Source organism: Faecalicatena contorta (assembly GCF_001404335.1).
Lineage (GTDB): Bacteria > Bacillota > Clostridia > Lachnospirales > Lachnospiraceae > Faecalicatena > Faecalicatena contortus_B.
The window spans coordinates 19,978-32,646 of record NZ_CYZU01000059.1 but is presented as its reverse complement, the minus strand read 5'-3'; the positions used below and the strand labels follow the sequence as shown (position 1 = coordinate 32,646).

10 protein-coding genes are annotated in these 12,669 nt (G+C 44.1%); 8 read left to right on the top strand and 2 right to left on the bottom strand.

Annotated elements, in window-relative coordinates; genetic code table 11:
• Window positions 1-126: 126 nt before the first annotated feature.
• The 8 genes from ARB69_RS21420 (at window position 127) to guaA (ending at window position 9,764) form a co-directional block, all read left to right on the top strand.
• Entirely contained in the window at window positions 127-567 is a 441-nt protein-coding gene (locus ARB69_RS21420) for a hypothetical protein (RefSeq protein WP_055154951.1), read from the top strand.
• 239 nt (window positions 568-806) lie between these two features.
• Window positions 807-1,058, top strand: coding sequence for a sporulation transcriptional regulator SpoIIID (gene spoIIID, locus ARB69_RS21415; RefSeq protein ID WP_025655933.1), 252 nt, complete (start codon window positions 807-809; stop codon window positions 1,056-1,058).
• A 402-nt stretch (window positions 1,059-1,460) separates the two neighbouring features.
• Window positions 1,461-2,696 (top strand): extracellular solute-binding protein, encoded by a 1,236-nt coding sequence (locus ARB69_RS21410; RefSeq protein WP_050640640.1) that lies wholly within the window; start codon window positions 1,461-1,463, stop codon window positions 2,694-2,696.
• The gene (locus tag ARB69_RS21405; protein ID WP_050640639.1) at window positions 2,693-4,387 is read left to right on the top strand and encodes a sensor histidine kinase; all 1,695 of its coding nucleotides are present in this window, start codon (window positions 2,693-2,695) and stop codon (window positions 4,385-4,387) included. Before ARB69_RS21410 ends, ARB69_RS21405 begins: the two co-directional genes overlap by 4 nt.
• Window positions 4,384-5,913 (top strand): response regulator, encoded by a 1,530-nt coding sequence (locus ARB69_RS21400; protein WP_055154950.1) that lies wholly within the window; start codon window positions 4,384-4,386, stop codon window positions 5,911-5,913. The genes ARB69_RS21405 and ARB69_RS21400 overlap by 4 nt, the downstream gene beginning before the upstream one ends.
• Window positions 5,914-6,038: 125 nt before the next feature.
• Complete coding sequence (locus ARB69_RS21395) at window positions 6,039-6,269, top strand: HPr family phosphocarrier protein (protein ID WP_025655937.1); 231 nt, start codon at window positions 6,039-6,041, stop codon at window positions 6,267-6,269.
• Between the two features lie 388 nt (window positions 6,270-6,657).
• Window positions 6,658-8,013 carry an MATE family efflux transporter gene (locus tag ARB69_RS21390; protein WP_055154949.1) on the top strand — a complete coding sequence of 452 codons (1,356 nt, stop codon included), beginning with the start codon at window positions 6,658-6,660 and terminating at the stop codon, window positions 8,011-8,013.
• Window positions 8,014-8,216: 203 nt separating this feature from the next.
• Window positions 8,217-9,764, top strand: a complete 1,548-nt coding sequence (guaA, locus tag ARB69_RS21385) for a glutamine-hydrolyzing GMP synthase (RefSeq protein WP_055154948.1) — start codon at window positions 8,217-8,219, stop codon at window positions 9,762-9,764.
• A gap of 68 nt (window positions 9,765-9,832) precedes the next feature.
• Here the strand turns inward: guaA and ARB69_RS21380 are convergent, their stop codons facing one another.
• Together ARB69_RS21380 and ARB69_RS21375 are read right to left on the bottom strand one after the other, a co-directional pair.
• Window positions 9,833-11,362: a response regulator gene (locus ARB69_RS21380; protein WP_050640635.1), complete on the bottom strand. Its 1,530-nt coding sequence runs from the start codon at window positions 11,360-11,362 to the stop codon at window positions 9,833-9,835.
• 9 nt (window positions 11,363-11,371) lie between these two features.
• Entirely contained in the window at window positions 11,372-12,217 is an 846-nt protein-coding gene (locus ARB69_RS21375; RefSeq protein ID WP_157355704.1) for a sensor histidine kinase, read from the bottom strand.
• Window positions 12,218-12,669: the final 452 nt, after the last annotated feature.

Genomic DNA, 12,669 nt, shown 5'->3' with positions numbered 1-12,669 from the left:
TAGAATCCAGAAAGACGAATTGCTGATGGCAAGTTAAGATGAGGAAAACCTCATTTTAACTTGTACTAAATCTTGACATAGGACCACACTGGAACAAAATACTTTATGCAAATAGAGGGAGAGAAAATGGATTTTAGCTATGACGAATATGAGAAGCAATGCGAAAAGATTTGTGCCGTTAATTATCAGTTGTTAGATTTATTTGAAGAAGATTTAAGAGATTTGTCGCCCAAGACGGTAAGGCAGCATGTAAGTAATGTTGATTTTTATATCAATGATTATCTGCTTTATGAGGATGCGCTGTCTTTCGAAGCGGGAATAGAAAAGATTGATGATTTTTTGGGAAATTTCTTCATTCGTAAATGTATGTGGTCTACTCCGGGAAATATAAAAAGCACAGCCGCAAGTATAAAAAAGTTTTATAAATGTATGCTGGATCATGGAAAAATCCAAAGGGCAAGCTATAATTACCTGTGCAGTGAGATAAAAGAAAGAATGCCAAAATGGCAGGCAGATTGTGAACAATACAATGATATTGATGCAGACAATCCATTTGATTATTTTTAATATTCAGATTAGATAAGAAAATTTTGAAAGATTATATTGAGAGCAGAGCCGTGGAATTCGCCGATTATATATAAATAAAAACCTTAAGTTTCCGGAGTTATATCAGGGAGGAGTAAGATGAGTAAGCAGGCTGATTTTTTTACACATTACATTTTATAAAAGCGATCAATCCAAAAGCAAGTCATACTCTCCTTCCCCCGCGCATACATTGTAAAAACAATGATTGCAGGGGGATTTTTTTGAAAGATTATATTGAGGAAAGAGCCGTGGAAATCGCCAATTATATCATAGATAACAGTGCCACAGTTCGGCAGACGGCGAAGCAGTTTGGAATCAGCAAGAGTACGGTACATAAGGATGTGACGGAGCGGCTCCTACAGATTAATCCTGCATTGGCGGGAGAGGCACGGAAGGTGCTGGACATGAATAAGTCTGAGCGCCATATACGCGGCGGACTTGCTACCAGAGAAAAATATCTGCATCAGCACTAGTACAGCATTGCACTAATAATTCAGCAATAAGCACCTGCTCTCTACGCCATAGCTGTACCTGCTTTCGCTAGACGTAGGAACCACTACGCCGTCGCGAAAGCAGGCATAACTCTGACGCAGATATCAGGCGCTTATTACTGAAAGATTAATGCACTGCTGTACTAGAGAATTACAGATAGAATGCACCTCAGGCGCCGGGAATCAGACAACCCGGTACTTAGGTGCATTTTATTGTGTACAGATATAGGCTTTGCGTGTAACAGCAGTGGAGTCTAAGGCACGTCATAAACATCGGCCAAGTGCCCTGCCTGATGCCAGGGTTTTCATGAATTCCATGATTATGGTATAATGTCTACTGTAAATGATAACAGATTCAGTTATAGTGACAAAGGAGAAAAGGCTGTGAAGAGATATAAGAGAATCTGTGCACTTCTGCTTGCCTTTTTACTGACTGCGGGGAATGCCGCAGGATGTGCAGAAAAAGAGCAGGACACGGTGAAAGAAAAGGAAAAGATCACGATCTGGTACTACTGGAGCCAGAGCTATGTAAAAAAAGAACTGGCGAATCTGGTAAATGGATTTAACCGCACCCAGGATGAGATTGAAGTAACGACCCAGTATGTGCCGGATGAAGATTTCAAGAAAAAACTGGCCCTAAGCATGGCGGATGGTAATATGCCGGAGCTGGCGTTGGTGGACTCATCGGATTTTCATTATTTTCATGCAATGGAGCCTTTTGCGGATCTGACAGATGAGATCAGGGGTTTTGATGAATATCTGCCGGAAGTGAAGGAAGCCTGCAGTGTGAATGGACGGATGATGGGGCTTCCTTATGGAATGAACTGTGCGGTCCTCTATTATAATAAGAACATCATGGAAGTGCACGGGGCCGAAGTACCGCAGACATGGCAGGGGCTTTATGATACGGCAGTGAAGCTCTCTGATCACGGACATTACGGTTTCGGCCTTCCGGCAGTGGAGAGTGAAGAAAGTGTATATAGTTTCCTGCCGGTTTTGTGGTCGATGGGCGGAGAGGTGGATGCACTGGATTCGGCCGGAAGCAGGCAGGCACTCCACCTTCTGCGGCAGCTGACGGAATCGGGGGCCATGAGCAGGCAGACAATCAGCCTGACAGAAGGCGATCTTCTGCGGCAGTTTGTTGAGGGCAATATTGCAATGATGATCAACTCTTCTTCTATGATAGCCTCTATCCGGGATTTAAATCCTTTTTTGAAGTACGGTGTTACGGTTCTGCCTGCGGCCGATGATGGTACCCGGACAACCGTGCTGGGCGGGGAGATTTTTGGGGTTACTAAGGGAGCACATCAGGATGCTGCGGTCAAATTTCTGCAGTATGTAAGCGACAAAGAACGGATGTCTTCCTATATGGAACGTTCCGCTTATATGGCTCCCCGCCGGGATGTGCTTGAAAATCAGTATGTGGAGGATCCGTTGAACAGGAGTATGATAGAGATTGCCAAATCAGCCAGGACGAGAGAGTTCTCGGTGGAATGGCCGTACATATCCAGAGTACTTACGGATGCAATGGGGGAAGCAATTATCGGAGAAAAACCGGAGGATGAAATTCTGAGAGAGGCAGCAGAAAGGATGGCTGAGATCAGGAGAGGAGACTTATGAAACGGGAAAGAACATTGAGAACAAGGATGTCCTTTAGATTTCTGATGGCGGCGCTGGTGCCGGTCTGCCTGTTTGCTGTTATTTCCCAGATGAGACTAAGGAGCAGCCTCCAGGACAACATAGACGGCCGTATCAGCAGTAACCTGTACAATGCCAATAAATCCCTGGACATGGTATTGGAAAAGTATGAGACAATCCTGTATGATATGTGTACGGATGATACGATCATAGATACCGTGCTGGAAATTATGAAGGAACAGGATGATCTGGACGTTAACAGCAGTACGCTGCGGCATGAACTGAGCCATATCTGCAATAGTAACCCAGGAGTGGAAGGGATCACGATATCGCTTCGGAACGGGCGTATTATATTCTATGACCGATTGAATTCTTCCTCCACAAACAGCGTCTGGGCGGATAAAATCACGGTTCCGGAGATTGGGAAGGGATATGTATATCAGGGGCTCACAGATCCGGTGACTGCAAATGAACGGAAAACGTATTTATTTCAGATCGGGAGAAAACTGATCGATTACAGGAATATCAATGATCCTCTGGGGATCGTGGTAATCAGCATCAACCAAGAGCAGATACGGGATACGCTGGTGTCGGGGACGGACAATGCCACATATCTGCTGCAGGGAAATACGGTGATCAGTTCTCCGGACTCTGCAGACATCGGAAGCGAATTCAACAGTCAGAAGGATACAGCTGATCGTAAGTATACGACGATGCTGCATGAAAAAAGCGGTTTTACCATCTGCAATGAGCAGCCGCTGGCTGATTATAACAGGGCAATCTGGGAACAGGTGTTGTTTTTCTTCGTGATAGCAGTAGTATCCTGTGCAATTATGGTCTGTTTGATTTACATGTCCACGCAGCCGTATCTGGCGGCAGTGGATTCTCTCGTGAATGCCATGAATGATCTGGAAGAAGGGGATTTTGGAGTCAGCATCCAGATTCCAGAAAGTATGCCGCCGGAAATACGGAGGATTGGCACAGGGTTTAATGAGATGGTTGTCCATATTGACGATCTGATCGGTCAGGTGAAGTCGGCTGTTGTAGAGCAGAAAAATGCGGAACTCTCCGCACTGGAAGCACAGATAGACCCTCATTTTCTGTACAATACGCTGGATACGATTAATTGGAAGGCTATTGAAAATGAGCAGTATGACATCAGCGGGATGGTAGGGGCGCTGGCTGATATTCTTAGATATACCGTCAAAAATGCGGGCGGTACGACTACGGTTAGTAAGGAACTGGGATGGCTTCGGCATTACTGTATGCTGCAGAGTGCAAAACTCGGAAAGCCGCTGACGATATTAGAACAAGTGCCTGAGGATATGATGGGATATAAGATCCATAAGCTTTTGCTGCAGCCCTTTGTGGAAAATTCCATCAAACATGGGTTTGGGGGAAAAGACGGGGACTGCCGCCTGACCATCGTGATGCGCCGGACAGAAGAGCAGATCCACATGATTATAGAAGATAACGGATTTGGCATTGGGCCGGAGACGTTAAAGAGATTGAATGATGAAGAGCAGGATATGGAGGGACACGTAGGTATTGCAAATGTCCGGAAACGCCTGAAACTGTACTACGGGGATGATGCCACCATTTATTTTGAAAGTATGCTGGGAAGTTGGACAAAAGTGCATCTGTTTGTGCCCGGAAAGGAGGACCAGCAGTGAGGATTGTAATTGTGGAAGACGAGGCGCCGATCCGGGAAGGCCTTGCAAAGATTTTACATAAAATAAACCCGGATTATGAACTGGTGGGGAAGGCCGGTGATGGAAAGGCCGGATATGAGCTGATCCGGAGAATGGAACCCGATCTGGTGATACTGGACATACAGATGCCGAAGATGGATGGGCTGTCGATGCTCAGAATGCTGCGAAAGGAGCAGAACCACTGCAGAGTGCTCATCCTGTCAGCTTATTCGGACTTTAATTATGCAAAACAGGCAATAGAGCTTGATATTGAGAATTATCTTCTGAAACCAATCAAGATACCGGAGCTGAAACGGGCTCTGGGGCAGATCGAGGAGGAGCTGGACAAAGAGAAAAGCCAGGATAAAGTATTTACCGTCCAGGGAATCTTTATTGGATGCTTAAACGGACAGCTTGCTCCGGACAGGCAGTTCCATAATATGACGATGGAAAAATACGGATTCTCCGTGGAGAATCCCGCCGAGGTCTTCGTTCTGTGGTTGGGAGACGGGTATGAAGAACAGAAAAAAACGGCAAAGGATTTGCTGGAGGATGTGGGCGCCCACACGGTTAAATTTGCCTCCTGTGTGATAGAAGCCGATGCGTGGCAGATGCTGATTATGATACTCTACCGGGTTCCCCGGGACTGTGCCTTATATGAATACTTCCAGAATTCTGTAGTCCCTATGCTGTGCAGCAATCTGAAAAGCCCTGTGGTCTGCATCTGGAAGAGCATAGAGCGGATTCTGGATTTGCCGGAGGCTGTCAGCGGGATACAGAAGGAAAAGGAATGGAACCTTCTTTTGAATAAGGGAACCCTGCTTAGGAAAGAGGAGATTGAAAAGTTAAAAATCGTGCCCCTGAAGCATCCGGCTGAGCTGGAGGACGAGGCATGCCAGGCGATCAAGAGGGGGGACTGGGAGACGCTCAAAGAATGTTACAGGAAGCTGTTCCAATATTATCCGGAGTCTCCCCATCTGCCGGAAGAAATCAAGAAATCACTCATACGTTTTAACTGGGCTGTAGCAAATTCGCGGGGGAACATCCAGGAACTGGATGCGGAACTCGAGATTCAGGGAATCCTGGGGGAAGTGTCCGGGGCGGCGAGCTGGGACCAGATTAAACGCAGCATGGAAAAGTTCTTTGAACTGCTGGATCTTAATATGCAGGAAAAAGAGGAGCTGCCGGTGAGTGTTCTTGTGCAGAAGGCCCAGCAGATGATCCGTAAGTACTATGACCAGGGCATCACCCTGGAGGAAGTGGCAAACAAACTGTTTGTTTCGGAAGAATATCTGAGCGCACAGTTCAAAAAAGAAACCGGCGCCACATTTTCAGAAACAATCCGGAAGCTGCGGATTGAGAAGGTGAAACAGCTCTTAGCCGATACGCACCTGAAGCTAAATCAGATTGCAGAGCTGGCCGGATACTCGGATCCCAAGTATATGAGCAAGGTCTTTAAAGAGGAAGTGGGCATGCTTCCAAATGAGTTTCGTAAGTCAGTCCATTAAATTTTTCTACCTTTTTCAGAAATTTCGTCCTTGTAAATGGAAAAAATTGTGCTATGATGTCGATAACAAAAAAGCAGAAGCTAATGAAAGCCGTCATAGATAATCTGAAAAAAGGAGAGAAAAGAATGAATCAAATGATCATAAAATTTCAAAACCCTGAAGAAGTGCTTGACTTTGTAAATAAGGTTGCTAAGTATCCTTATGATATGGATATGAAGAGAGGCAGATTCGTAGTAGACGCCAAGTCGATACTTGGGATTATGAATCTGGGCTTCAATCATCCCATTGAACTGAAAATCTATGATGAGGACTGTGAAGACCTGAAACAGGAGATCTCAAAGTATGCTGCGGCATAAAAGCGGCAGTGCGTGCTGTAATTTAACTGCTATATCTGGGCGATATTAATCAAACAAAGCGTATAACTTGCATCTTAAAACTTCTCGGCGTATAATGTACGCGCTGAGAAGTTTTTTCTATGAAGGAAAAGTGCCTGTCACTTTCGCTTCATAAAAACCTCTGGGAGATGCACACGCCGCGATAAGATATATAACCGCAAAGCGGTATCGCCGCGGCGTCAAAGTGAGTATGCCCCTCTTGAGTGAGAGGGGGGAGAGTTGAAGTGTGCCTCCCCACTTTGTTATTTATGCGGTGCTAAAGAGTGCGAGTCCCTCTTGAGTGCGGAAATGATGGTTTGAGGTGGGCCTGCCCGCTTTGATATGGGAATGAAAGAGTAGGAATGAAAGTATGAGAAAACAAATAGACAGAAGCGCCTATTTATTTGATAACAAGGCGCTGAGAGCATTGATCATTCCGCTGATTATCGAGCAGCTGCTTGCAATACTGGTCGGTATGGCGGATTCTATTATGATAGCGAGTGTCGGAGAGGCGGCGGTATCCGGAGTGTCGCTGGTTGACAATATCATGGTGCTCTTTATTAATGCTTTTGGAGCTCTGGCCGCCGGAGGCGCGGTTATATCAGGGCAGTATCTGGGGCAGAAGAGTGACAAAAACGCCTGTGAAGCTTCCAATCAGATTGTATGGTTTATCACGATCGTAGCCGTGGGGATTATGGCCATTATTTACTGTGGAAGATGGTTTATCCTGCATGTGGTATTCGGTGCGATCGACGCGGATGTAATGGCACATGCGAATACATACCTGCTGATTGTATCAGCCTCCATTCCGTTTATGGCATTATACAATGCCGGAGCGGCGATATTCCGTGCCATGGGTAACTCTAAGGTGTCCATGCAGGTCTCGATCATTATGAATTTGATTAATATTGGAGGAAATGCGATCCTGATATACGGATTCCACCGGGGAACGGAAGGGGTGGCGATTCCAACACTGATCTCCAGGGTTGTAGCGGCCGTCATAATTACCGTGCTGCTGACGGACCAGAAGCGGCAGCTGCACATCAGCAGGAGCTTCCATTACCGTCCGGACTGGCGGATGATACGAAGAATCCTGTCGATCGGAGTGCCCAACGGCCTGGAAAACAGCATGTTCCAGCTGGGGAAAATCATGGTGCTGAGCCTGGTATCTACATTCGGCACCTATGCGATCGCTGCAAATGCAGTCAGCAATGCTGTGGCTCTGTTCCAGATTCTGCCGGGAATTGCACTGAATCTTGCGATCACCTCCGTGATTGCAATGTGCGTGGGGGCAGGGGATTACGAACAGGCACATTATTACACAAAAAAACTTGTGGGGATTGTGTACGTACTGATCTGGATTATGAACGCAGTCATTTTCCTTCTGCTGCCATTTATATTGAAGGCATACCACTTATCAGACCTCACGGCGGAGACAACGAAGCAGATATTATATTTCCACAGTATCAGCTGCATGATCGTGTGGCCGGTTGCCTTCTCATTGCCCGCAACTCTGCGCGCTGCCGGGGATGCAAAAGTTACCATGATAATATCCATTGCCTCTATGTGGATCTTCAGAATTGTCTTCAGTTATATACTGGGAAGATACATGGGACTCGGCGTCTTTGGAGTCTGGGTGGCCATGGTAATCGACTGGTGCTTCCGGGCCGTCTTCATGATGGTCAGGTATCATGGCGGAAAATGGAAATTGATGCGGAGTATATAAGCAGGGAAAATAACAGATTATACAATCTAGGGCGATGGAGTTCACTGGAAATGCGGCCTGAAAACCAGACGTGGTTGCGCGGAGAGATGTAGATAAGCCATTTTTTTGAAAAGAGAGTCTTGTAAATCGCAAAACCCTCCCTTATAATAGGAAAGTAAATTTAAAACAGGTTTAGACATTGCGTGTTCAACAGGAGGATAAATTTGAAGAATGAATTAGTCATTGTCCTGGATTTCGGAGGGCAGTATAATCAGCTGGTCGCAAGGCGTGTCAGAGAGTGCAGCGTATATTGCGAGATCTATTCTTATAAGACAGATATAGAAAAAATAATGGCAATGAATCCGAAAGGAATCATTCTGACAGGAGGGCCGAACAGCTGCTACGAGGCGGATTCCCCGACTTATACAAAAGAACTTTTTAAGCTTGGCATACCGGTACTCGGCTTATGCTATGGCGCACAGCTGATGATGCATGTGCTGGGAGGCCGGGTAGAACGTGCGGATGTGCGGGAGTATGGAAAGACAGAAGTTCTGATCGACAAGCCGGATTCCAAGGTATTTGAAGATGTATCCACCCCGACAATCTGCTGGATGAGCCACTTTGACTATATCTCCCAGGCGGCGCCCGGATTTGAAGTCACGGCGCATACTGCAGACTGCCCGACAGCAGCAGCGGAGAGAGCCCGGGACGGCCTTTATGCGATTCAATTCCATCCAGAGGTGCTGCATACGGTTGAAGGCACAAAGATGATTAATAACTTTTTAAAGAATGTCTGCGGCTGTGCCGGAGACTGGAAGATGGACGCATTTGTAGAAGAGACGATCAAGGCAATCCGGGAAAAAGTTGGCGGCGGCAAAGTGCTCTGCGCTCTTTCGGGCGGCGTGGATTCATCTGTGGCGGCAGTGCTGCTTTCCAAGGCGATCGGATCACAGCTCACCTGTGTATTTGTGGATCATGGCCTTTTAAGGAAAGATGAAGGGGACGAAGTAGAGGCTGTCTTCGGACCGGAAGGGCATTATGACCTGAACTTTATCAGGGTCAATGCGCAGGAGAGATTTTATAGTAAACTTGCCGGAGCTGTCGAACCGGAAGAGAAGCGGAAGATTATAGGAGAAGAGTTTATCCGTGTATTTGAGGAAGAGGCCCAGAAGATCGGGGCGGTAGATTTTCTCGTGCAGGGAACGATATATCCGGATGTAGTAGAGAGCGGCCTGGGCGGGGAATCCGCAGTGATCAAATCCCATCACAATGTTGGCGGGCTGCCGGATTATGTGGATTTCAAAGAGATCATAGAGCCGTTGAGAGACTTGTTTAAGGACGAGGTGCGTAAGGCAGGACTGGAACTCGGGATACCGGAGAGACTGGTGTTCAGGCAGCCATTCCCTGGGCCGGGACTGGGAATACGGATTATTGGCGAGATTACCGCTGAAAAGGTGAAGATTGTGCAGGATGCAGACGCTATTTACCGTGAGGAAATGGATGCTGCCGGAATGAATAAGATTGTGGGACAGTATTTTGCTGCTCTGACCAATATGCGGTCTGTGGGGGTTATGGGGGATGAGAGAACCTATGACTATGCAGTGGCGCTGCGGGCGGTGAATACCATAGATTTCATGACTGCGGAGTCGGCGGAAGTGCCCTGGGAGGTGCTGCACCGGGTGACCAGCAGGATTGTGAATGAAGTGGGGCATGTGAATCGGGTGTTCTATGATTTGACGGGGAAACCGCCGGGGACGATAGAGTTTGAGTAGCGGACATAACCCCGGAAATGCTGATAAAATCAGCGTTTCCGGGGTCGCTTTATGTCCTTTGGCTCTAATTATCCCTTTATCCTATATATCTTTCTAAATTCTTTTGGAGTAATTCCGACAATTTTCCGAAATCGCTTAATAAAATATTTTGTGTCACTATACCCTAATTCTTCACTGATTGTGTAAATTTTTTTATCAGTGTTAATTAATAGTTCTTTGGCTTTTGAGATTTTCAAAAATGTTAAATACTCAATGATAGTCTGGCCGGTCGCGGAACTATAAATATTACTGAGGCTTGTATAATTGATACAAAATATATCTGCCAAATCTGATAGGGTGATTTTTTCATTTAAATGATTCGTCAGATAGTTCTGCACCTGATCAATGAGATAAGCATGCGTACTGTTTATTTGTTCAAAAGCTTTATTGAAGACACTGTCAATCATTGACAGCAATGTTTCTTCAATTTCTTCTAAACTATAATAGTTATAAAGGAATTCCAGGCTTTCCGCATAATCAATATAGCATGCTGTGGACATATTTTTGTCGTTGCAGTATTTGACGATCACAAGTGAAATCTTATTCACCCATGATTGAAGTTCAAAATAGGAAGGTCTTTTTTCTCTTATATAATCCATAAATTCATAGATAGAATCCCGGACATCCAACAGATTGTTTTGATCAACCTGGAGCTGCAGATTGTTATAAATCATGTGCGGAAACGTACATATACCTTGATCAGCATATAGGCAGATTGATTTTTTTTCATAAAAGTACTGTTTTAAAGCAGAAATTCCGCTAAAAAAGGCATTCTTGAATGTGTCGGTAAAGGTGCTCTGATAAATGCTTGCATGTACACCTGCTTCACGCGGAAAAGACCAAAGGAGTTTCGAAAGCTGCTTATAAAGAAAATCTGTGTCTATATCAGGTTTTTTGATTAAAATACAATAAAGCTTCTGACGGAACAGAAAAACATGACTGTCCTGGGAGAGGGCTGTTGAAAACTCCTTTAACTGCGGACGAAAGCTGGCAGAGATATTAGAAAAATGTGAATTGCCTTCCAGAAATAAAAACCAGATATTCTGAAAACTAAACCCGCATTGGCGTTTAAGCATTGTGACGGTCTCTTTTTTATTTTGTGTTGCAGCTTCTGAGAATAATAAATCCAAAAACTGTTCATATTCTGAATCTTTAAAATTATATTTATAGGGTGCCTTTTCCAACTGCAGAAAATTTTCTACACTTGTAATGATTTTATCAAATTCAGATGGAAGAACAGGCTTGAGCACATAACGAAATACATGGAACTCGACAGCTTTAGCAGCATAAGAAAATTCGGAGTATCCACTGATAATAATAATGGGGATAGTACTATTGGTTTTCCTGATTTTACTGATTAGTTCAAGGCCATTAAATTTTGGCATACGGATATCTGTGACAATCAGCTGAATGTCTGTATGTGTTTCAAGGTATTGAAGAACCTGGTCGCCGTCTTCAAATAAACCTGATATAAACCATTTGGGAGAGTGATTTTCAAAAATGGCGGCAATTCCGGTACGGCTTTGAATTTCATCGTCAATAATGATTACATGATTCATATACATCCCTCACTTTTGTACAGGCAGACGGATTATGATTTTTGTTCCTTCTGCTAATTTTGAAATGATCTGTATTCCATAAGGTCTTCCAAATTTCTTCTTAATATAGGCATTTGTATTTCCAATGCCAATTCCGCTGCTGTTACCATAAAGAACTGTGTATATGGCAGGTTCGGTCATACCCTTTCCATTATCTTCTATAATCAAAAATAAATCATTTTGTTTAGAGTAGATATTCAGTTTTATGATTCCGCCCTGATGGATTTCAGAAAAACCATGCAGCAGGGAATTCTCAATAAATGGCTGGAGAATGAACCGGGGAATTTTATAATTCATAATATTTTCTGCAATATTATATTGAATAGAGAACGAATCCTGAAACCGCATATTCTGTATATATATATAATTTTTTAACCAAAGTAGTTCATCAGAAACAGATACAAAATCATTGTCTTTAATAATGCTGTATCTTAAGATTTGTGACAAGGCATTTATTACTTCCGGAATTTTTTTTGCATTTTCATTCTGAGCCATCCAGTTTATAGAGTCCAGAGTATTATATAGAAAATGAGGGTTTAGCTGTGCATGAAGAAGGGCGAGCTGCTGCCGGGCTTCTTTTTTGGATGACTCTTTTAATTGTTCAACAAGATGCAGAGTTCGCGTACTCATTTCCTGAAAAGACTCATATAAGTAACCTATTTCATTTTGAATAGGATAGTCTGGTATGGGAAAGTAATTCATATAATTCTGGTTATGCATAATAATAGACAAATGTTGTATTGGCGTAATAATCTGTTTGGTACATAGTGAAAAAATAAGTAACAAACAGATAAAATTTACTACTGATATCAGCAAAAGGACAATCCGAACATACTGTGCAGCACTTTTTATGATGGGAACGGGGAGCAGCGAGTAGCAATTGTAGTTTAGCGAGTCCGTCATGGAGTAAAAGCAATAGTATTTATTTCCGTTGATAGTTCTCACAGAATAATCGCCTGACGGAGCAGATAACGTTTCTTTTGGTATAATTTCACCGATTTGACATTTTACCAGATCTTCAAGGTATCCCCATATTAAAGTGTTGTTTTCGGAGGTAATAAGCAGTATGGCTTCAGATTTAAATCCTGAAGTTGAGATAATATCTTCAAAAGATGAGATATCTATTTCAATCAGTAAAATGCCGATGGGACAGAAATTATGCTCGGTACTGCGGATTAACCGTCCATAGTAGATGGAAGCAGCAGAAGAAGGAAATTTTCGTTTTTTAATATGTGTTATGGGGTCTGACAGGACGCCGCTGCCGTTGC

What these genes read in the sequence shown, in the direction of transcription:
- ARB69_RS21420 (WP_055154951.1), top strand. Translation starts at nt 127, where the DNA reads ATGGATTTTAGCTATGACGAATATGAGAAGCAATGCGAAAAGATTTGT.
- ARB69_RS21405 (WP_050640639.1), top strand. Translation starts at nt 2,693, where the DNA reads ATGAAACGGGAAAGAACATTGAGAACAAGGATGTCCTTTAGATTTCTG.
- ARB69_RS21395 (WP_025655937.1), top strand. Translation starts at nt 6,039, where the DNA reads ATGAATCAAATGATCATAAAATTTCAAAACCCTGAAGAAGTGCTTGAC.
- ARB69_RS21390 (WP_055154949.1), top strand. Translation starts at nt 6,658, where the DNA reads ATGAGAAAACAAATAGACAGAAGCGCCTATTTATTTGATAACAAGGCG.
- ARB69_RS21380 (WP_050640635.1), bottom strand. Translation starts at nt 11,362, where the DNA reads ATGAATCATGTAATCATTATTGACGATGAAATTCAAAGCCGTACCGGA.